This window comes from Pseudomonas sp. WS 5079 (genome assembly GCF_012985465.1).
GTDB lineage: Bacteria > Pseudomonadota > Gammaproteobacteria > Pseudomonadales > Pseudomonadaceae > Aquipseudomonas.
Genome location: NZ_JAAQWN010000005.1, coordinates 76,301 through 95,642 on the forward strand (window position 1 = coordinate 76,301; position 19,342 = coordinate 95,642).

Consider the following 19,342-nt stretch of genomic DNA (forward strand, 5'->3'; position numbering starts at 1 on the left):
TCCCCATGCAACGGATTGTAATTCTGGGCAACGCCGGCAGCGGAAAATCCACCCTCGCCCGCGCCCTTGGCCAGCGCCTCGGCCTGCCCGTCGTGCACCTGAACACCCTGTTCTGGGAACCCAACTGGGTCGAGACCGACGCCGAACAATTCCGCACACGGGTACGCGAAGCCGTCGCGTCGGACACCTGGGTGTGTGAAGGCAACTACGCCCGACGCACCTTCGACCTGCGCCTGCCCCGTGCCGACCTGATCATCTGGCTGGATACACCGCGACTCACCTGTTTCACCCGGGTACTGATACGCAGCGCCATGAAACGCCCTCGCGCGGATCGGCCCGTGGGGTGTACCGACAAGCTCGACCGGGAGTTCCTGACGTTTCTGGACTTTGTATGGAATTTTGATCGCGGCTATCGGCCGGGTATCGAAGCGATGCGCCTGGCAGTGGGGCCGGATGTTCCGACAGTGCATTTGCGCGGTAACCGGCAGGTGGCAGATTTTCTCGACCGCTTGCCTGGCCTTGCCATCGGCGTGTGATAACGTGCCCCAGGCCCACTGTGCAGGCACCCGCCCCATGTCCATCGCCGATAATCTGCTCGCCTTTACCCTCGCCGCCACCCTACTGACCCTCACTCCCGGGCTCGACACCGCGCTGGTGTTGCGTACCGCCACGGTGGAGGGCAAGCAGCAAGCATTGCGCGCAGCGCTGGGGATCAATGCGGGCTGTTTCTTATGGGGTGCGGCGGTGGCCTTTGGCTTGGGGGCGTTGATCGCAGTATCGGAGCTGGCGTTCAACCTGTTGAAGTACTGCGGCGCCGCTTACCTGGCCTGGCTGGGGCTGAATATGCTGCTGCGCCCACGTACTTCCCTGACGGTCGGCGACGCCCATGCCACACCCGGCACCCGCTGGTTCTTGAAAGGCATGCTGGGCAATGTGCTCAACCCCAAGATCGGGATTTTCTATGTGTCGTTCCTGCCGCAGTTCATTCCCCAGGGCCATTCGTTGATCGCCTGGACATTCGGCCTGGTGAGCATCCATGTGGTGCTCGGCCTGGCATGGTCCTTGACCCTGATCGGCGCTACCCAGCCACTGGCCGCAGTGCTGCGCCGGGGCAAGGTGATCACCTGGATGGACCGCAGCACCGGCCTGCTCTTTGTGCTGTTCGCGGCCCGCCTGGCATTGAGCAAACGCTAATCAGGGCTTGGACAAAGATCCAGCTGGGCGCTGGGGATCACTACGGCTTCGGGGCCGTCATGTACTGGCTGAAGTTGTTGATGTGATCATCCAGATTGTCTTCGAGCATCATCCGGTACTGCTCACAGAAGTACTTGAGCATCGCTTCTCGCGCCTCGGCCATCTCGGCGCCGGACTTGAAGTTGCGCGCACTCGCCCAGGCGTTGAAACGGGTGGTGCCGAACATCATCGAGGCGCTGACCTGGCCCAGGTTCTCGAGGGTTTTGAGTTGCTCGTTCGACAGCTCGATGTGCGCGTCGGCGCGGTCGTAGAAGGCTTGGTCGGTAGCGTCTGGCATGGTGGAACACCTGGGTTGGATAAATGAGTCATTGAAACATTTGCGGCAGGCAAGACCCTAGACCGGGTGCGTCGCCTCCAGCAACTGGGTAATCCAGCGCACCTCTTGCGCCAGTTCCTGCACTTTCTGTTCGGGCAGCGCCTGTCGCGCCTCGGCGAGTTGGCCCAGGGTGCGTTGTTTGTAGCGCAGCAGGCGCTGCCACTTGGCCAGGAAGGCCGGGCTGCGCGCCTGCATCTGCAAGGGGCCGAAGTACAGTTGCTCGGCGCTGTAGCTCACCGGCCCGCTGCGCTCGGCGACGATGATTTCGTAGTCGAAGCGGTTTTCCCGCAGCAACTCCTCGCAAAGGATGCGGTAGCCGTTGTCCATCAGCCACACACGCAACGGTTGTTCGCCGCCGTTGGGTTGCAGGATCAGGCGTTCCCGGCCGCTGAGATGCGCCTTGCCGCGCTCGAGGATGTCGCGGATGGTCTCGCCGCCCATGCCGCAGATACTCACCGCATCGAGCAGGTCGGCCGGTTCGATAGCCGCCAGGCCATCGGCCAGGCGCACGTGGATGTGCAGTTCGTGGCCGTTGTCGCACACGGTGCGCTGGGCCGCGCGAAATGGCGTCAACGCCACCTCGCCGGCCACTGCCGCGACAATCGCGCCGCGGTTCATCAACGCTACCGGCAGGTAGGCGTGATCCGAGCCGATGTCGGCCAGGCGCGCCCCGGCTGGTACCTGCGCCGCCACGCGCTCCAGGCGCTTGGACAATGTGTTGTGGTTCAACTGCTGTTCCTTTTCAAGGCACCGTTGGCCTCGCTGAGGGCCGCAGGGTAAAGCCTCGGCGCCCGCCAGGCCAGCGCCTTGTACAGGTCCACCGCATTGCCATAGGACGCAGCCTGCGCCTGGGCAATGGCCTGGCGCAGGTTGAGCAGGTCGCGCAGGCTTTGCTGCACCGACAGGTAACTGCCGGAACCCGCGCCATAACGTCGCTGGGCGATGTCCAGTGCAGCTTCGGCATGCCGTGCCGATTGCACCAGGTTGAGCAGGTGTCGCTGATGCTCGGCCAGTTGGGTGATGGCACCCTCCACTTCTTCCACGGCCACCAGCAGCACCTGTTCAAAGTGCGCGGTCTCGCGCTGCGATAGCGCCTGGGCGCCCCGCAGGCGCGCACGCACGGTGCCCAGGTTGAGTGCCGGCCAGGTCAGGCCTGGGGTCAGCTCGAATGCCCGGGATGCACTGCCCAGGTCACCGTCGCGCAAGGCGAAAAAACCGACAAACCCACCCAGGTTCAAGCGCGGGTACAGGTCGGCAGTCGCCGCGCCCACATCCTCGACACGCGCCGCCAGCAGCCGCTCGGCCTGCACCACGTCCGGTCGATTGCGAATCAACTGGTCGACATCTCCCAACGGTAATTGCCGCGCTACAGGCCCCGGCGCCAGGGCGTCGAGTTCGACGTTGAAACTACCCGGCCGCTGCCCCGCCAACACCTGCAAGCGGTACAGGCTGCGTTGCAGCTGGCTTTGCAGCGGCGCAATCGCCGCCTGGGCGCGCAGCGCATTGCCGCGGGCGCTCTCCAACTCTTCAGGCAAGCCACTGCCGGCCTGGCTTTGTGCCTCGGTCAGGGCCACCGTCTCTTGCCAACTGCGCACCGCATCCTGTGCCAACCGTAGTTGTTCGCGCTGGCCCTGCGCCGCGTAATAGGCATGGGCCACTTGCGCGGCAATACTCAATTGCACCTGCTCAAGGTCGGCTTGGGAGGCTTGGGCACGGGATTGCGCGGCACGGTTCAAGTGATCGAGACGGCCAAACAGATCCAGCTCCCATTGCAGGTCCAGGCCAGCACGCCAGGACTCGGACAAGCTGCGACTCGGCCGCGCGCCCGTCACCGCCTGCTGCTCCAGGCTGCGCTGGTACGCCGCCGTACTGGTGACCGTGGGCAGGCGCTGCAACGCTTGCTCATCGACATACGCGCGAGCCAGCAGCAGGTTTGCGCGCGCCTGGCGCACATCGTGGTTGTGGGCCACGGCGCTATCGATCAGGCGCGCCAGTTGGGCGTCGTCGAAAAAAGTCCACCACGCGGCCACCGGCTGCACCTTGGGCCCGGCGAATTCCTGGGCCTGCGGGCTGGCCAGCTGAATCGGCGCGATCTCGGGCACGCGGTAGTGTGGCCCCACCGAACACCCGCCCAGGCCGGCCAACGCGCCAAGCAACAGCGGGTAATGGATAAACGTCTTCATGGGCGTACCTCGACATGCCCGGGCGCCAGGTACTGCTCGGCATCGGCCAATTGTTGCTGGCGCAGGCCCCGCACCCGGTGATCACGGGCCAGCCAGGCATAAATAGTGGGAAGGACAAACAGCGTAAACAACGTGCCAACCAGCATGCCGCAGACGATCACCACGCCCAGGCCAAAGCGGCTATTGGCCCCGGCACCGTTGGCGAACAGCAGCGGCAGCACGCCGAAGGTCATCGCCGCCGTGGTCATCAGCACTGGCCGCAGACGGATCTGCGCGGCCCGGATGATCGCGCTGGCGCGGTCGAGGTTCTCGCGCACCTGGAGCTCATTGGCGAACTCCACCATCAGGATCCCGTGTTTGCTGATCAGGCCGATCAAGGTCACGAGCCCGATCTGCGTGTAGATATTCAACGTGGCCCAACCCAGCGCCAGCGGAATCAACGCGCCGCAAATGGACAAGGGCACGGTGACCAGAATGATCAACGGATCGACCAGGCTCTCGTACTGCGCCGCGAGCACCAGATAAATCACCACCAGGGCGGCGAGAAACGCCAGCACCAGCGCACTGCCCTCCTGCACGTATTGGCGCGACTCGGACTGCCAGTCGTGGCTGAACCCCGGCGGCAGTTCGCCGGCCAATTGCTCCAGCAGGGCCACCGCCTGCCCCTGGGAAACGCCCGGCGCCGGAATGGCTTGCAAGGTGCTGGCGTTCTGCTGATCGAACTGCAGCAAGCGGTTCGGCGCCACCGTGATATCCAGGTGCACCAGCGCCGACAGCGGGATCAACTGCCCGCCTTCGGTGCGCACATACTGGCGGGCCAGGGCCTGCGGAGTCAGGCGCTGCTCCTCGGTGCTTTGCGCAATCACATCATAAGAGCGTCCATACAAAGCGAAGCGGTTGATGTACTGCTCGCCCACCAGCACCGCCAGCGAATCGCCGATGTCGCGCATGCCAATGCCCAGGCTCGCGGCCTTGGCCCGATCGACCGTGACTTTGACCACCGGGTTGTTGTAGTCCAGGTCGCTGTCGACCACGGCAAACAGGCCGCTGTCACGGGCACGCTGCTTGAGGGTTTCCATGGTCTGGTACAGCACCGGGTAGTCCTGGGCGCTGCGCAGCACCATCTGCACCGGCAGGCCGCCGCTGGAGCCGGGTAGCGCCGCCACCTGGAAGGCAAAGATGCTGCTGCCCTCGACCTCGCCCACGGCCTGCTGCAACTGGGCCTGGACCTGCTCGGCCGAGCGCTCGCGGGCCTGCCAGGCGCTGAGGTTGATCCCACCGAAACTGGCCGCCGGCCCGTCGGTACCATTGATGATCCAGGTGTCGGTGGTTTCCGGCAGGCTTTCCATGACCCGATTGAGCTTGCTCGCAAAGCGTTCCGCGTAGTCGAGGTTGGCGTACTGCGGTGACTTGATGGCGGTCAATATCGCCGCCTGGTCCTCGGGCGGCGCCAGTTCGCGCTGCGGTAGCGTGTACAACCACGGCAGGCTCAGGCACACCAGCACGGCAACGCCGCCGCTGATCCAGCGTCGCGCCAGGGAGTAGCCCAACACCCGGCCATAGGTCGCGGCCAGTGCGCCAAACACCCGCTCGGCCAACTTGGCCATGCGCCCTTCTTGCTGCCCGGGCTTGAGCAGCAGCGAGCTCATCACCGGCGACAGGGTCAAGGCGACCACGCCCGAGACAATCACCGCCCCCGCCAGAGTCAGGGCAAATTCGCGGAACAGCGTGCCGGTCAGCCCGCCGATCAGGCCGATGGGCGCATACACCGCCGCCAGCGTCAGAGTCATGGCAATCACCGGCCCGGCGATTTCCCGGGCGCCGACCAACGCGGCGGCCACCGGCGTCAGGCCTTCTTCGATATGCCGGTGGACGTTTTCCACCACCACAATCGCGTCGTCCACCACCAGGCCGATGGCCAATACCATCGCCAGCAGGGTCAGCAGGTTGAGACTGAAGCCGAAGAGCAGCATCAAGGCTGCTGCGCCGAGCATCGACAGCGGTATCGCCAGCACCGGAATCGCCACGCTGCGCAGCGAGCCCAGGCACAACCAGATCACCAGCACCACGATCAGCATGGCCTCGAGCAAGGTATGCAGCACCTCCTCGATGGACGCCTCGATAAACCGTGCGGTCTCGTAGGCCAGGGCCACATTGACCCCCGGTGGCAGGGTCTGCTGGATTTGCGGCAGCAGTTTGCGGATCCCATCAACGATCACCAAGGGGTTGCCCGAAGGCGTGGGGAATAACCCCAGGTGCACCGCCGGGCGGCCATTCATGGTGGCGCTGGTCTGGGTTGCCGCAGCGCCCAGCTCCACGGTGCCGACATCGCGCAGGCGTACCAGGGCCGTGCCATCGTTGCGAATCACCAGGTCACGGAAGGCCTCGACGCTGGTCAGGTCGGTGTCGATATGAATGTCGGCCAGCACGAACTGGCCACGGATCTGCCCCGGCGTGGCCTGGTAGTTATTGCGGCGCACCGCTTGCGCCACGTCGGCGGCGGTCACTCCGCGCCCGGCCATGCGATCACTGTCCAGCCACAGACGCATCGCCAGGTTCTGCCCGCCGAAGGTCTGCACCTTGGCTACCCCGTCGATCCCGGACAGCTGCGGTTCGACCACCCGCGACAGGTAGTCGCTGAGCTCGGGAATCGACAGCGTGTCACTGGCAAACCCCACGTAGGCGACGGCGGTGGAGTCGCCGGCCGACAGCTCGACCACCGGGTCGTAGGCATCGTCGGGCAAGCGGTAACGCACCTGATTGACCTTGGCCATGGTCTCGGCCAGCGCCTGGGTCGAATCGCGGTTGAGGGTCATGCGCAGGGTGATCACGCTGCGCCCCTGGACCGACGACGACGCCAGGTAGTCGATGCCCTCTACCGACGACACGGCCTGGGTGATCGGCTGGGTGACGAAGCCTTGCATCAATTCGGCCGAGGCCCCGGGGTACTCGGTGCTGACGGTGATGGTCGAGCTTTCCAGCAGCGGGTACTGGCGTACCGGCAACTGGCCGAGGGCAAACAGGCCGGCGAGGACGATCAGGCTACTGACCACCAGCGCCAGCACCGGGCGCCGCACAAAACTGTCGGTGAAGTTCATGAGGCGGGTTTCCCTTCAACGTCCAGGGTGTTTTGCTCGACCGCTTCGACGGGCATGCCGTCGCTGAGCTTGAGCTGCCCGGAGACCACCACCTGGTCGTCCAGCGCCAGGCCCGAGGTGACTTCCACCAGGCCCTGCCAACGCTCCCCGGTGGTCACCTGGCTGCGACGCACACTCAAGGTGCCGGCCGGATCGGCATTGGCGACAAACACGGTCTGCCCGTAGGCGGTATAGGTGATGGCCGTTTCCGGCACCACCAGCACCCTGGGCGACTGCACCGCCGACAGGCGCACGCTGGCATACATGCCGGCCTGCAACGGCCCGCCGGGGTTGGCCAGGGTCGCTTGCACCCGCACCGAGCGCGACTGGCCGATCAGCGGGTCAATGGCGTTGATCTGCGCCGAAAAATGCTGGCCGGGCAAGGCATCCACCGTGAGTTCGGCGGTCTGGCCGATGCTCAAGCCTGGGGCCGACTGTTCACTCAGGGCGAAATTCACGTGCAGGCGCTGGGCATCCACCAGGCTGGCGATGGCTTCGCCGGTCTGCAGGTAGTGGCCTTGATGCACACGGCGGATGCCCAACTGCCCGGCGAACGGCGCGCGGATGGCTTTTTGCGCAATCCGCGCGTCGACCTGTTGCAGCTCGCCCTTGGCCATGTCCAGGGCGGCGGTGGCGTTGTCCAGTTGCTCCTGGGTCGCGACATTCACGGCCTCAAGCTTTTGAATGCGCTGGAACAGGGTCTGGGCATTGCGCAGTTGCGCGTGCAGGCGCAAGCGGTCGGCCTGCTCGGGGGCGTCATTGAGCTGCACCAGCAACTGCCCGGCCTTGACCGCTTGCCCGGACTCGAACGCGATCCGCGTGATCCGCCCTGGGGTTTCCGCCGCCACCTGCACCTGATTGGCCGCCTCCAGTTCCCCGGCGGCAAAGGCCTGGCGAGGCGCCTCGCCCTGGCGCACCTTGGCCAGCGCCACCTTGGCTACCGGCCACGCCGCTGCTGCCTGGGTTGAGGGTTGATTGCCCCATAACGTGATAACCAGGGCCAGCACCGCTACCGCTGCCACGCCCCCGCCCACTAGCATCCTTCTGCCCATGCCCTGCTCCGCTGATTTGTGGTGTGTTCGCTGCCGCTCCACCCCACACAGGCGCAAAGCGGTTGCAGCAAAGATCGGGCAGGACTATAAAACCTCAACTTAACTTGAGGGCAACCCCCATGGCAGCAGAAAAGCACCCGGACGGCGTGCGCTCACTCACCATTGGCGAGGTGGCCAGGCGCAGCGGCGTACCGATCTCCACCTTGCACTTCTACGAGTCCAAGGGCCTGATCGCCAGCACCCGCAACGCGGGCAACCAACGGTGCTTCCCGTCGCTGGTGCTGCGCAGCATCGCGATTATCAAAGTGGCGCAACGTACCGGCATCCCTCTGGAAGAGATCAAGCGCGCCCTGGGCCGCTATCCGCCGAACAGCAAACTGACCGCCGCGCAATGGTCAGAAATGTCCTCGGCCTGGCGCGACAACCTCAACGAACGCATCCGAACCCTGCAAGCCCTGCGCGACAGCCTGGACAACTGTATTGGCTGCGGTTGCCTGTCGCTTAACGACTGCCCGTTGCGCAACCCCGGCGATACCTTGAGCCAGGAAGGACCGGGCCCGAGGATCCTCGAGCGCGCCGCTAGCGCATCTGAAATGCAATCTTCCAATCCCTGAAGATCGAGGTGGGAGCTGTCGAGCCTTGGCGAGGCTGCGATGGCGGCGGCATTGCTGGGGTTGATGTTGGCTGACCCACCGCTATCGCTGGCAAGCCAGCCACATTTGATCTTCAGGGCCTTGCCAGGTCGGTGCTGACTACGCCGATGACACTTTTGAAGTAAGCCGCCCCGGGCGCTTTCCCGATAATCGAGGGCTTACTGACAAAATGCCGAGGCCCCGCCATGACGCGCGCATCTACCGAACAGGTCCCGCCGCAAACCCTGAGAAAAGTCATCGTCGCCGCCGGTATCGGCAATTTTGTCGAGTGGTTCGACTTCGCCGTGTATGGCTTTCTCGCCACCACTATCGCGCAACAGTTTTTCCCCAGTGGCGATGCCAGCGCGGCGTTGCTCAAGACGTTCGCGGTGTTTGCCGTGGCTTTTGCCTTTCGGCCCCTGGGCGGGATTTTTTTCGGCATGCTGGGCGATCGCATCGGCCGCAAGCGCACCCTGGCGATGACGATTTTGCTGATGGCCGGGGCCACCACCCTGATCGGCCTGCTACCCACGTATGCCACGATTGGCGTTACCGCGCCGATCCTGCTGTCGTTGATCCGCTGCGCCCAGGGCTTTTCCGCCGGCGGTGAATACGCCGGCGCCTGCGCCTACCTGATGGAACACGCGCCCAGCGATAAACGGGCGTGGTACGGCAGCTTTATCCCGGTGTCGACCTTTGCCGCCTTCGCCTCGGCGGCGGTGGTGGCCTATGCGTTGGAGGCCTCGCTGTCGGCCGAAGCCATGGGCAGCTGGGGCTGGCGCCTGCCGTTCCTGATTGCCGCACCACTGGGCCTGGTTGGCCTGTACCTGCGCTGGCGGCTGGATGAGACCCCGGCGTTCCAGGCGGTGAAGCAGGAGCATGCGGTGGCCCATTCGCCGCTCAAGGAAACCCTGCGCAACCATGGCGCGGCGATCTGCTGCCTGGGCGCCTTTGTGTCGCTGACGGCGCTGTCGTTTTATATGTTCACCACCTACTTTGCCACGTACCTGCAAGTGGCCGGTGGCCTGAGCCGGGCGACGGCGTTGCTGGTGTCGCTGATTGCACTGATCTTCGCTGCGGCAATGTGCCCGCTGGCCGGCTGGTATTCCGACCGCGTCGGGCGGCGCGTCACGGTGATGACCGCCTGCGGGCTGTTGATGGTGGTGGTGTATCCCTCGTTCCTGATGGCCAGTTCCGGCTCGTTCGCCGCGTCCATCGTCGGCGTGATGCTGCTGGCGGTGGGCGCGGTGTTGTGCGGTGTGGTCACGGCGGCCCTGCTCTCGGAAACCTTCCCGACCCGCACGCGCTACACCGCCTCGGCGATTACCTACAACATGGCCTACACGATCTTTGGCGGCACTGCGCCACTAGTGGCGACGTGGCTGATCAGCACCACCGGCAGCAACCTGTCCCCGGCGTTTTACCTGATTGCCGTGGCCCTGCTCGCGCTGGCCGGGGGCCTGGCCTTGCCGGAGACCTCGCGCATTTCCCTGCACGACGCGTAAGGCGCGGCGAACCTTTCTTGCGCAAACACCGTCCGAGCTAGGGCACTGATGCTTTTCGCCCGCTCGGAGGTTTGTGTTTGAAAGCTGCCATCGTCAAAAAGTACCGCCTGATTATCAAGACCATGGGTTATGTCGGCTGGGCACTGTTCTGGCTGCTGCTTTGGGATATTGCGGTCACCGTGGACTTCATGCTGTTTCTCAACGCCAAGATCAACCTGCCGCTGATGCCCCTGACGCTGCTTGGTTCGGCGCTGGTGGTGCTGATCAGTTTTCGTAACACCAGCGCCTACAACCGCTGGTGGGAAGCGCGCACGCTGTGGGGCGCGATGGTCAACAATTCGCGCAGCTTTGCGCGGCAGGTGCTGACGTTGCTCGACGACCCAGGCAGCGAGGTCAACCCGATCAAGTCGACCCTGCTGCGCCGCCACGTGGCCTATGTGAACTGCCTGGCGGCGCACCTGCGGGGCGAGCCGTGCCCGGAGGAAGTGCGGGCGTTTATTCCTGGGGATGAGTTTGCGCGCAACGGTGCTACCAACAACTTTGCCAACGACATCCTGACCGGCTCCGCCGCCCTGCTGGCGCGCGAGTACAAGGCCGGGCGCCTGGACAGTATTCGCCTGGCGCGGCTCGAATCAACCATGGTGGACTTGTCCAACAGCCAGGGCGGCATGGAGCGCATTGCCAATACGCCACTGCCCTACCCGTATGTGTATTTTCCACGGCTGTTTATCTCGCTGTTCTGCCTGATCGTGCCGGTGGGGCTGGTGGAGTCCCTGGGCTGGTTCACCCCGCTGGCATCGACGGTGGTGGGGTTTATGCTGCTGGCCATCGAACGTATCGGCACTGACCTGCAAAGCCCGTTTCGCTCCAGCGAACACCAGATCCAGACCGAAGCCATCTGCGAAACCATCGAGAAAAACCTGCAGTCGATGCAGCGTGATTCGTTGGGGGATGTTCGCAGGGACCACTAAAAAGCCTGCATTTTTCGAGCATCTATATAATAATGCGTCGCATTAAACGATTCGTTTATCACACCGCGCTCTTCCCCGCCGAGTGAGCGTCGCATTAGTCAGAAGGATCTCTATGCAAGGCTTTTACCTGCCCTCTGTGCGCCTGCTGGGCGCACTGTTTTTGGCTGTCTGTTCGCTGATGACCCAGGCCGCTACCGATGAAACCGACCACTCGGCCACCTTCGAAAAAAACCAACAGTCCTACGTGATCAATGCCGATGGCAGTTTCGTCCAGACCATCGAGCTGGTCACGCGGATCAACGAAGAACGGGCGATCAAGCACAACGCGCAACGTTCGCTGAGCTACAACCGCTCCCTGGAAAACCTCGAAGTGCTGCAAGCCTTCACCCAGAAACCCGATGGCCGCAAGGTGAAGGTGGGCGCCGAACAGATCAAGGAGCAGCAGGAAACTGCCTCTTCCCAGGCGCCGATGTTCCAGGACTCGCGGGTCAAGGTGGTGATTTTTCCAGAGGTGGCGGTCGGTGACCGGCTGGTCCTGCGCTACCAGCGCCAGCGCACTACGGCGCTGTTCCCGCAGCAGTTCGAAGACTTCTTCGTGCCGGACTTCTACGATGCCGAGCAGTTGAGCCTGAGCTACGACTTGCCAGCCGACAAGCCGCTGTTCGTCGATGCCCGGGGCTTCAAGGCCAGCACCCCGGCCGCGGCAGCCGGGCGCAAGGTGTACCGTTGGGACTACGTACCGCAGGAAAAAGCTCGCATGGAAACCGGCGCGGTGTCCTATGTCGATTACGGCCAATTCCTCGCGGTCTCGACGTTCGCCAGCTACAAGGACTTCGCCCAGGCCTATGAGGCCAGGGCCCAGGTCGAAGTGACGCCGGCCATTGCCGCCCTGGCCAAGGAACTCACGGCCAACCTGAGCACCCCGCGCAGCAAAGCCCTGGCCCTGAGCGACTGGGTGCGTAAGAACATTCGTTATGTCGCGGTGTATGTCGGCGCGGGCGGCGTAGTACCGCATCCAGCCCAGGCCGTGCTGGACAACCGCTATGGCGACTGCAAGGACCATGTGGCCCTGCTGGAAGCCATGCTGCGCGCAGTAGCGATCGAGAGTTCGCCGGTGCTGGTCAACCTGGGTAACAGCTACACCCTGGCCAAAGTACCCACCCTGGGCGTGCTCAACCATGCGATCACGTATGTGCCGGCCCTGGATCTGTACCTGGACTCTACCGCCACGGCCATCGCCGCCGGCTACCTGCCGATCCCGGTGCTGGGCAAGCCGGTGCTGTTGACGCAATCGGGCGAACTGGCCAAGACCCCGGCCGCGCAAACCGGCAAGGTTACCAACGACCTGCTATTCAAGGTCGACAGCAACGGCGCGGCGGACTTTGTGCATGCCACCACCGTGGAAGGCTGGGGCTCGGAGTTCAATCGCTACCTGCTCAATGCGATGAAACCGGCTGACCGCGACTCGATGATCCGCAACGTCCTCGGCTGGTACGGGCAAACGGGCCAGGGCACGTTCAAAAGCGACTCCCTGCAGGATGAAGGCAACCCGTTCAAGAACACCCTTGAAGGGCGCACCGACAACCTGGTCAACCTTCCAGGCCCCACCGGCGTGCCAGCGCTCAGCAGCCTGGTCGGCGGCATTGCGCAGAACGTGTTTGCCTTCGCCTCCGAGAAAGACCGCACCCAAGGCTTCGGTTGCCTCTCCGGAGAAACCCAGGAGCAGGCCCGCTTCGAGTTCCCCAAGGAAGTCACCGTGCTCGCCGTGCCCAAGCCGCAGTCCCTGCAACAGGCCGGCTTTGACTACCAGGCCACCTACGCCAAGGAAGGCAACACGGTGCTGATCACCCGCCACTTCAAGTTCGCCCATGCCAATACGGTGTGCAGCCCCGAGGACTTCAAGGCGATGAAGCCGGTGATCGAAAGCATGGTCAACGACCTCAAGAGCCAGATCATCGTGCAGACCCTGTAAGCAGGAGCAGCGCCCAGGCGGCCAGATACAGACCCACCCCAAACACCCCATGGGCCACCGTGCTGCGCAACCGCGCAGTATTGGGCCTGGGGGTTCTGGACGCTGCGATGCCGGCACCCATCGCCGGTTGCAAGATGAAGAACGGCGCGACCACCGATAGCACACCGAAGGTCAGGGCCGGCAGCAACGTAGGCTGTCGCGCCCATTCAAGACCCACCATCAACAGCAGCAACGCCGCAAAGAACACCCCGATCAGGTAATGGGTGACCCAACCCAGCAGCCCCTCCCCCGGCACGGGTGATGATTGGGCGATACCGGCATGCATCCAGCGCCCACGCGGCAGGTGGCCGACCCAACGACCGACCATGGAAAAATCCAGGGACGGCATGCCAAGGCAGCGCTTGAGCAACAACGCCCAAAGATCCATGACCAGGGTCGCACCGGCCCCGATAAACACCGAAAACCCAACAAACTCAAGCACGTCCCTACTCCCTTTGACCATTGGCGGTGAGCGCAGCAGCGGTGCTGAAGCGCCAGCAAAAAAACATTCAATTAATTGATTGAATGTTTGGCCGATGCTAGGATCTTTGCCATGAAACCGTCAAGCCCCTTATTCCCCGCCGATCACTTCATCGCCCTGGCCGACATTGCCCGGACCCTGGGCCACGCCCATCGCCTGGCGCTGCTTGAACACATTGCCCAGGAGGAGCGCTCTGTCGAACAACTGGCGCAACTGTCCGGCGTGTCTGTGGCCAATGCTTCGCAGCATTTGCAGCAACTCAAGCGCGCGGGCATCGTGCAGACGCGCCGTGATGGCAAACGGGTGCTGTACAGCCTGGGGGCCGGTCCGGTGGCGCCTTTGCTGGAAGCATTGCGTGGCTACCTGGCGTTCCAGCATGCCGAGATACGCGAGGTAGCCCTCGATAGCCTGTCGCGACGTGACCGCCTGGAGGGTATATCCATCGAGGAGTTGCTGCTGCAGATGCAAAGCCAGAGCGTGGTGCTACTGGATGTGCGCCCCGAAGACGAGTTCGCTTCAGGGCACTTGCCAGGCGCGCTCAACATCCCGGCTGAGGCCCTGCAACAGCGTTTGGCAGAGCTGCCCAAAGGCAAGCACGTGGTCGCCTACTGCCGCGGGCCTTATTGCGTGCTGTCCACCGATGCCATCAACACCTTGCACGCCCATGGCTTGCCCGCACGCCGGCTGCGCGCCGGGTTTGACGACTGGAAAGCGGCCGGCCTGAGCGTCGAATAACCCATCGCAAGACTTAAAAAATGATCAGACCCCTTGACCCCAAAGACCTCGATTGCGTCCTGCAGATCTGGCTGGATGCCTCGCTCATAGCCCACGACTTTATCGACGCCGCCTTCTGGCAGTCGCAGGTCGAGAACATGCGCAACCTGTACCTCCCTGCATCCCAGACCTTCGTCATTGAGCGTCAATCGACGGTGGTGGGGTTTTACTCGTTGCTCGAGCAGCAGATGGCCGCGCTGTTTGTCGCCCCCGACTGCCAGGGCCAGGGCCTCGGCAAACAGCTGGTGGCGCACGCCAGGAAGCAGCAGCCCGTACTGACCTTGGCGGTTTATAAAAACAACAGCGCCAGTTACCAGTTCTACCTGTCACAAGGGTTTGTGGTCACCCATGAGGAGATCGATGAGCACAGCGGCCAAGCGCAATACTGGATGAACAGCGTCGCCAGCACACCTCAGTAATCCGTCATCACCACCATCACTTCAGCGTCCACCTCGCTTTCGGCGAGGTAGATATGGCCGATGCCGCTATTGAAATAAGCGGTTTCGCGACAGCCAATGCTGATGGACTCGCCCGTTTCGAATTGAATCCGCACCCGTCCGGACAGCACCACCGCGAACTCCTGGCCGGGGTGGCGGATGTAGTCGTCAAACTGGGTCAGTTCACGGGCGAAGATGCGTGCGTACATCGGCGTCATGCGCCGCCCGGGGAAGTCCCCGGCCATCGGGTGATAGTCATAATTGCCCGTGCTGTAGCCCGCCGCGCTATCTATGGCGGTGCTGACCACGGTGGGCTGGACCTGGTTGGGCGCGGTCGTTTCCGGGATGAATAACTGCGCAATATCCACGCCCAGCGCCCGCGCCGCCGCCGCCAGTTTTTCGTAGCTCACCGATACCTGCGCCAGTTCCATCTTCGACAAGGTCGACAGCGCCACGCCCGAACGCTCAGACAATTGCTTGAGCGTCAGCTGCTGGTTTTTGCGGATCCCCCGCAGGCGGGCGCCTACCTGGCTGCGATCTATCAGCGGATGGGCCGTGGAACACGAAGCGGGCGCTGTCTGATCGGAACTCATGCTGACTCTCTGTCGTGGACCAAGCCCGGAATATTAACCCACGAGGAAGGCTTGACTGGGAAATTCTCATACCCTACATTTCTCTTATGTGAGAATTATCAAAAACGAGAAAAACCCATTCGCACACAGAAGGTACTCAGGCATGCAGGACCGCGATTGTTTCGATTTCGCCATTATCGGCGGGGGCATTGCAGGGGCTTCACTGGCCTATCGCCTGGCAAGTGAGGCCAGTGTGGTGGTGCTCGAGCGTGAGAGCCAGCCGGGTTATCACGCCACTGGCCGTTCTGCCGCCATGTTCATGGAAACCTACGGCACCCCGCAGATTCAAGCGCTGACCCGCGCCAGCCGGGCCTTCTACGAGCAACCACCGGCAGACTTTACCGAGCACGCACTGCTGGAGCCTCGCGGCTGCCTGTATGTTGCCAATCACGGACAGCAGCCATTGTTGAAAAAAACCTTCGACAGCCACTTGGCAACCGCAGCCAATGTGTCGCTGATCGATCGCGAACAGGCGCTGTCACTGGTGCCTTGCCTGCGCCCGGAGGCGATCGCCGGTGCCATGCTTGAAACCGAGGCCCGTGACCTGGATGTGCATGCGCTACACCAGGGTTTCCTGCGGGCGATGCGCCGTGCCGGTGGGGTCTTGCAGTGCAACGCGCAGTTGAGTGGCGCCACCCGCCAGGGCCGTTACTGGCTGCTGACATTGGCCGACGGTCGGCAAATACGCGCACGTAATCTGGTCAACGCCGCTGGCGCCTGGGCCGACCAGGTTGCACAGCTATGCGGCGTAGCACCGGTCGGCTTGCAAGCGTGCCGCCGTACCGCATTCACCTTCGATGGCCCCGAGGGCGTCGACTTTTCACGCTGGCCCGCCGTTATCGGCATCGATGAAAGCTTCTACTTCAAACCCGACGCCGGCCAACTGCTGGGCTCACCGGCCAACGCCGACCCGGTCCCGCCACAGGACGTGATGCCCGAAGAGCTGGATGTTGCCACCGGGATTTATCACATCGAAGCCGCCACTTCCCTGAGCATTCGACGGCCACGCCACAGCTGGGCCGGCCTGCGCTCATTCGTGGCCGATGGCGACCTGGTGGTCGGCTGGGACGAACAGTGTGAAGGCTTCTTCTGGCTCGCCGCCCAGGGCGGTTATGGCATCCAGTCGGCGGCAGGCGTCTCGCAACTGGCCTGCGCCCTATTGCTCGATCAACCCTTGCCTGAAGCGCTGCGGCGCCAGGGCGTAGAACCACAGCGCCTGGCTGCGGCCCGCTTGCGCTGATCATTCACTCTGCCGAGGTTCCTTGTCATGTCAGAAAGTCTCCAGCGTTATCCCAGTCACCTGCCCTACCCGTTCTCCAAAGCCATTCGGGCGGGCGATCTGCTGTACCTCTCCGGGCAAGTGCCCATGGACCCAAAGGGCGAAGTGGTACGCGGTGATATCCAACTGCAAACCGAAGCCGTCATGAGCCGCATCGGCGAAACCCTGGCCGAATGCGGTGCCGGGTTTGACCAGGTGGTGAAGGCCACGGTGTGGCTATCAGATATGCAGCATTTCGCCGGTTTCAACGAGGTGTACGCACGCCACTTCAAGCAGGGATTCCCGGTGCGCTCCACGGTCGGTGGTACGCAACTGGCGCTGGGGGTCGATGTAGAAATCGAAGTCCAGGCCTGGGTCGGCCCGCCTACCCGCTGATAGTTCGCCACAAACCTCAAGGCAACGCGTTGGTTCAAGGACTGCGCGTTACGCCTGCGGTGTTTCACAAGCAAGCTCGCACGCCCCTTAACAAAAACAATTCAAGGGAAGTCGTCATGAAAGAGAGTCTGAAGATTGCCGGTGCATTTGTCGGCGTGATCGTTGGTGCGGGATTCGCCTCGGGTCGGGAACTGTTGCTGATGTTCGTCGATTTCGGCGTATGGGGATTGCTCGGCGCAGTGCTCAGCGCGGCATTGTTCACCTTCCTTGGGATGGCGCTGGCGGGCATGGGAAACCGCCTGCGCGCCACCTCCCATAAAGATGTGGTGTATGCGTTGTGCGGGCGGCACCTGGGGGTGCTGGTCGACCTGATGATCACCTTTTTCATGTTTGCGGTAACGGTGGTGATGCTCGCGGGCGGCGGCGCATTACTGGAACAGCAGTTCGGCATCCCGGCCACCCTGGGCAGCGTGGCGGTCACCCTGGTGGTGATCGTTATTGTGTGCCTGGATGTGCACAAGGTCATCGGCCTGATCGGCTCGGTCACCCCGTTCTTGATCCTCACGGCAGTCGGCGTGGCGCTGTACGGCGTTGCCACCCGAGGCCTGAGCTTTCCTGAACTGGACCAACTGGCCGCCCGCCAGAGTGCCGGCGCCAGCCATTGGCTGCTCGGCGCATTGCTGTACGTGTCCTACAACATTGTGGCCGGCGTACCGATCCTGGCAATCATGGGCGGCGCGGCGAAAAGCGAAAAACAGGCAGTCTGGGGCGGAATTCTCGGCGGTGCCATATTGGGCCTGCTGATGCTGGTCATGAGCCTGGGGTTGTTGTCGCGCCTGGACAGCGTGGCGGATCTGCCGATGCCGATGCTGTCCATCGCCAGCGAAGTCTCGCCGGCGCTCGGGCTGCTGATGGCAGTGATTATCTTCCTGATGATCCTCAATACCGCCGTCGGCACTTTGTACTCCTTCTCGGCCCGCCTGCTGCCACCCGGCACCCGTACATTCCGGGTCGGTTCGGCGGCCTTTGCCACACTGGCCTTTGCCGGCAGCCTGATCGGTTTTATCAGCCTGGTCGGCCAGGTTTACCCGCTGTTTGGCTACCTGGGTTTCTTGCTGATCGCGGCCGTGTTGATTGGCTGGTTGCGCCTCGGGCGCCTGGCCGGGGCAACAAGCTAAACCCAAGGCTGATGGCTGGTCACGCAGTGAATGCCACCACCGCCGGCCGCAATGGCGTCGATATCCAGCTGCACCACCTTGCGTCCCGGATAGAGCCGGGACAACAGGTCGAATGCCTTGCGGTCGGCGGCCTTGTCGCCAAACTGCGGGGCGATCACGGCGCCATTGATCACGAAGTAGTTGATGTAGCCGGCGGCGTAGTCCGGATTGTCACGGCTGAAACGGTTGCTGCGCGGGTTGAGCGGCGGCGATACGGTGTGTATTTGCAACGGCCGGCCATCGGCATCGGTGGCCTGCTTGAGAATATCCAGGTGGGCCAAGGTCACCTGGTGGTCGTAGGACTCGGGGTCGGTGTCCAGGTTGGCGATGACCACGCCCGGCGAGACAAAGCGTGCGTAAAAGTCGACATGGGCGTCGGTAATGTCCTTGCCCTTGATGCCCGGCAACCAGATGATCTTGCGCAAGCCCAGCCGGCTCTTCAGTTCGGCCTCGACGTCGGCCTTGCTCCAGCCGGGGTTGCGGTTGCTATTGATCCAACTGCTTTCGGTCATGATCCCGGTGCCGTGGCCGTCCACTTCGATGGCACCGCCCTCGCCCACCAGTTCGCTGCGGATATAGGTGGCGCCTGCCAGCTCGGCAACGTGAGCCGCCAGTTCGGCATCGTCGGCGTGCTGCTGCTTGTTGCCCCAGCCGTTGAAGTTGAAGTCCACCGCGCCCAACTGGCCATTGTCATCCACGACAAAGTTGGCGCCGGTGTCACGCATCCAGATGTCATCCAGTTCGGTGTGCACGAAGGTGATGTTGCGGGTGCCGCATTTTTCTTCGGCCAACTCACGCTCTTCTTCGCGGCAGAACACCGTGACCGGCTCGTACGCGGCAATCGCCCGGGCGATACGGCCCAGGGCGTCCTGCACAGCGGGGGTAAAGTCCTGGTGAATCGCCTCCTGGGCGCCGAAGGCGATAAAGGCACGCTGGTGTTTCTCACCCTCGTCGGGCATGAACCAGCGGCCCAGGAGTGCCGCCTGCACGGGCAGCCCCATGGAGGCGGCGGCGCCCAGGCTGGCCACCACAGCGGCCTGTTTGATGAATTGGCGACGTGTGCTCATGTGTACCTCTGTAGGTGCC

19 protein-coding genes are annotated in these 19,342 nt (G+C 63.3%); 11 read left to right on the forward strand and 8 right to left on the reverse strand.

Translation table 11 applies throughout. From position 1 onward, the window contains the following. The first annotated feature begins 5 nt into the window (after positions 1–5). Positions 6–536 carry an AAA family ATPase gene (locus HBO05_RS14795; RefSeq protein ID WP_172313084.1) on the forward strand — a complete coding sequence of 177 codons (531 nt, stop codon included), beginning with the start codon at positions 6–8 and terminating at the stop codon, positions 534–536. 37 nt (positions 537–573) lie between these two features. Beyond that, positions 574–1,194 carry a LysE family translocator gene (locus HBO05_RS14800; protein ID WP_170057788.1) on the forward strand — a complete coding sequence of 207 codons (621 nt, stop codon included), beginning with the start codon at positions 574–576 and terminating at the stop codon, positions 1,192–1,194. A 40-nt stretch (positions 1,195–1,234) separates the two neighbouring features. On the opposite strand, the gene HBO05_RS14805 is transcribed toward HBO05_RS14800, so the two are convergent. The 5 genes from HBO05_RS14805 to HBO05_RS14825 are packed head-to-tail and all read right to left on the reverse strand — an operon-like array spanning position 1,235 to position 7,942. Beyond that, positions 1,235–1,531 carry a DUF3144 domain-containing protein gene (locus HBO05_RS14805; RefSeq protein ID WP_170043428.1) on the reverse strand — a complete coding sequence of 99 codons (297 nt, stop codon included), beginning with the start codon at positions 1,529–1,531 and terminating at the stop codon, positions 1,235–1,237. A 57-nt stretch (positions 1,532–1,588) separates the two neighbouring features. Beyond that, the gene (locus HBO05_RS14810) at positions 1,589–2,299 is read right to left on the reverse strand and encodes a tRNA (adenine(22)-N(1))-methyltransferase TrmK (RefSeq protein ID WP_170057786.1); all 711 of its coding nucleotides are present in this window, start codon (positions 2,297–2,299) and stop codon (positions 1,589–1,591) included. After that, complete coding sequence (locus HBO05_RS14815; RefSeq protein WP_172313087.1) at positions 2,296–3,753, reverse strand: TolC family protein; 1,458 nt, start codon at positions 3,751–3,753, stop codon at positions 2,296–2,298. Before HBO05_RS14815 ends, HBO05_RS14810 begins: the two co-directional genes overlap by 4 nt. Beyond that, the gene (locus HBO05_RS14820) at positions 3,750–6,851 is read right to left on the reverse strand and encodes a MexW/MexI family multidrug efflux RND transporter permease subunit (RefSeq protein WP_172313090.1); all 3,102 of its coding nucleotides are present in this window, start codon (positions 6,849–6,851) and stop codon (positions 3,750–3,752) included. Before HBO05_RS14820 ends, HBO05_RS14815 begins: the two co-directional genes overlap by 4 nt. Beyond that, complete coding sequence (locus tag HBO05_RS14825; RefSeq protein WP_172313093.1) at positions 6,848–7,942, reverse strand: efflux RND transporter periplasmic adaptor subunit; 1,095 nt, start codon at positions 7,940–7,942, stop codon at positions 6,848–6,850. The genes HBO05_RS14820 and HBO05_RS14825 overlap by 4 nt, the downstream gene beginning before the upstream one ends. 119 nt (positions 7,943–8,061) lie before the next feature. On the opposite strand from HBO05_RS14825, the gene soxR reads away from it, so the two are divergent. The 4 genes from soxR to HBO05_RS14845 all read left to right on the forward strand — a co-directional run bounded on the left by soxR (position 8,062) and on the right by HBO05_RS14845 (position 13,022). Further along, on the forward strand, positions 8,062–8,556 hold the full coding sequence (gene soxR, locus HBO05_RS14830) for a redox-sensitive transcriptional activator SoxR (protein ID WP_172313096.1): 495 nt from the start codon (positions 8,062–8,064) through the stop codon (positions 8,554–8,556). Positions 8,557–8,780: 224 nt separating this feature from the next. Then, complete coding sequence (locus HBO05_RS14835) at positions 8,781–10,079, forward strand: MFS transporter (protein ID WP_172313099.1); 1,299 nt, start codon at positions 8,781–8,783, stop codon at positions 10,077–10,079. 77 nt (positions 10,080–10,156) lie between these two features. Further along, positions 10,157–11,050: a bestrophin family ion channel gene (locus tag HBO05_RS14840; RefSeq protein ID WP_170057782.1), complete on the forward strand. Its 894-nt coding sequence runs from the start codon at positions 10,157–10,159 to the stop codon at positions 11,048–11,050. 112 nt (positions 11,051–11,162) lie between these two features. Beyond that, positions 11,163–13,022: a DUF3857 and transglutaminase domain-containing protein gene (locus HBO05_RS14845; RefSeq protein WP_172313102.1), complete on the forward strand. Its 1,860-nt coding sequence runs from the start codon at positions 11,163–11,165 to the stop codon at positions 13,020–13,022. Here the strand turns inward: HBO05_RS14845 and HBO05_RS14850 are convergent. Next, positions 13,003–13,503, reverse strand: a complete 501-nt coding sequence (locus tag HBO05_RS14850) for a DUF2938 domain-containing protein (RefSeq protein ID WP_346266495.1) — start codon at positions 13,501–13,503, stop codon at positions 13,003–13,005. The genes HBO05_RS14845 and HBO05_RS14850 overlap by 20 nt on opposite strands. Positions 13,504–13,614: 111 nt before the next feature. Between HBO05_RS14850 and HBO05_RS14855 the strand changes: the two genes are divergently transcribed. Next, the gene (locus tag HBO05_RS14855; RefSeq protein WP_169953377.1) at positions 13,615–14,277 is read left to right on the forward strand and encodes a metalloregulator ArsR/SmtB family transcription factor; all 663 of its coding nucleotides are present in this window, start codon (positions 13,615–13,617) and stop codon (positions 14,275–14,277) included. Positions 14,278–14,297: 20 nt separating this feature from the next. Next, positions 14,298–14,735: an N-acetyltransferase gene (locus HBO05_RS14860; protein ID WP_172313105.1), complete on the forward strand. Its 438-nt coding sequence runs from the start codon at positions 14,298–14,300 to the stop codon at positions 14,733–14,735. Here HBO05_RS14860 and HBO05_RS14865 read toward each other — a convergent pair. Further along, on the reverse strand, positions 14,729–15,346 hold the full coding sequence (locus HBO05_RS14865; RefSeq protein WP_172313107.1) for an XRE family transcriptional regulator: 618 nt from the start codon (positions 15,344–15,346) through the stop codon (positions 14,729–14,731). The two genes, HBO05_RS14860 and HBO05_RS14865, sit on opposite strands and share 7 nt — an antisense overlap. Before the next feature lie 142 nt (positions 15,347–15,488). Between HBO05_RS14865 and HBO05_RS14870 the strand changes: the two genes are divergently transcribed. The 3 genes from HBO05_RS14870 (at position 15,489) to HBO05_RS14880 (ending at position 18,217) form a co-directional block, all read left to right on the forward strand. Continuing rightward, positions 15,489–16,625: an FAD-dependent oxidoreductase gene (locus tag HBO05_RS14870; protein WP_169953371.1), complete on the forward strand. Its 1,137-nt coding sequence runs from the start codon at positions 15,489–15,491 to the stop codon at positions 16,623–16,625. Positions 16,626–16,652: 27 nt separating this feature from the next. After that, a complete protein-coding gene (locus HBO05_RS14875) occupies positions 16,653–17,039 on the forward strand; it encodes a RidA family protein (protein ID WP_172313109.1) in 387 nt (128 codons plus the stop codon). Between the two features lie 116 nt (positions 17,040–17,155). Next, complete coding sequence (locus tag HBO05_RS14880) at positions 17,156–18,217, forward strand: hypothetical protein (protein ID WP_169953367.1); 1,062 nt, start codon at positions 17,156–17,158, stop codon at positions 18,215–18,217. Here HBO05_RS14880 and HBO05_RS14885 read toward each other — a convergent pair. Beyond that, positions 18,214–19,323 carry an agmatine deiminase family protein gene (locus HBO05_RS14885; protein WP_170043417.1) on the reverse strand — a complete coding sequence of 370 codons (1,110 nt, stop codon included), beginning with the start codon at positions 19,321–19,323 and terminating at the stop codon, positions 18,214–18,216. The genes HBO05_RS14880 and HBO05_RS14885 overlap by 4 nt on opposite strands. Positions 19,324–19,342: the final 19 nt, after the last annotated feature.

Excerpts from the sequence above, each read along its gene's own strand:
- HBO05_RS14815 (WP_172313087.1), bottom strand. The coding sequence starts at position 3,753 with ATGAAGACGTTTATCCATTACCCGCTGTTGCTTGGCGCGTTGGCCGGC.
- HBO05_RS14825 (WP_172313093.1), bottom strand. The coding sequence starts at position 7,942 with ATGGGCAGAAGGATGCTAGTGGGCGGGGGCGTGGCAGCGGTAGCGGTG.
- HBO05_RS14800 (WP_170057788.1), top strand. The coding sequence starts at position 574 with ATGTCCATCGCCGATAATCTGCTCGCCTTTACCCTCGCCGCCACCCTA.
- HBO05_RS14860 (WP_172313105.1), top strand. The coding sequence starts at position 14,298 with ATGATCAGACCCCTTGACCCCAAAGACCTCGATTGCGTCCTGCAGATC.
- HBO05_RS14885 (WP_170043417.1), bottom strand. The coding sequence starts at position 19,323 with ATGAGCACACGTCGCCAATTCATCAAACAGGCCGCTGTGGTGGCCAGC.
- HBO05_RS14795 (WP_172313084.1), top strand. The coding sequence starts at position 6 with ATGCAACGGATTGTAATTCTGGGCAACGCCGGCAGCGGAAAATCCACC.
- HBO05_RS14865 (WP_172313107.1), bottom strand. The coding sequence starts at position 15,346 with ATGAGTTCCGATCAGACAGCGCCCGCTTCGTGTTCCACGGCCCATCCG.
- HBO05_RS14855 (WP_169953377.1), top strand. The coding sequence starts at position 13,615 with ATGAAACCGTCAAGCCCCTTATTCCCCGCCGATCACTTCATCGCCCTG.
- HBO05_RS14880 (WP_169953367.1), top strand. The coding sequence starts at position 17,156 with ATGAAAGAGAGTCTGAAGATTGCCGGTGCATTTGTCGGCGTGATCGTT.
- HBO05_RS14805 (WP_170043428.1), bottom strand. The coding sequence starts at position 1,531 with ATGCCAGACGCTACCGACCAAGCCTTCTACGACCGCGCCGACGCGCAC.
- HBO05_RS14835 (WP_172313099.1), top strand. The coding sequence starts at position 8,781 with ATGACGCGCGCATCTACCGAACAGGTCCCGCCGCAAACCCTGAGAAAA.
- HBO05_RS14870 (WP_169953371.1), top strand. The coding sequence starts at position 15,489 with ATGCAGGACCGCGATTGTTTCGATTTCGCCATTATCGGCGGGGGCATT.
- HBO05_RS14820 (WP_172313090.1), bottom strand. The coding sequence starts at position 6,851 with ATGAACTTCACCGACAGTTTTGTGCGGCGCCCGGTGCTGGCGCTGGTG.
- HBO05_RS14875 (WP_172313109.1), top strand. The coding sequence starts at position 16,653 with ATGTCAGAAAGTCTCCAGCGTTATCCCAGTCACCTGCCCTACCCGTTC.
- soxR (WP_172313096.1), top strand. The coding sequence starts at position 8,062 with ATGGCAGCAGAAAAGCACCCGGACGGCGTGCGCTCACTCACCATTGGC.
- HBO05_RS14845 (WP_172313102.1), top strand. The coding sequence starts at position 11,163 with ATGCAAGGCTTTTACCTGCCCTCTGTGCGCCTGCTGGGCGCACTGTTT.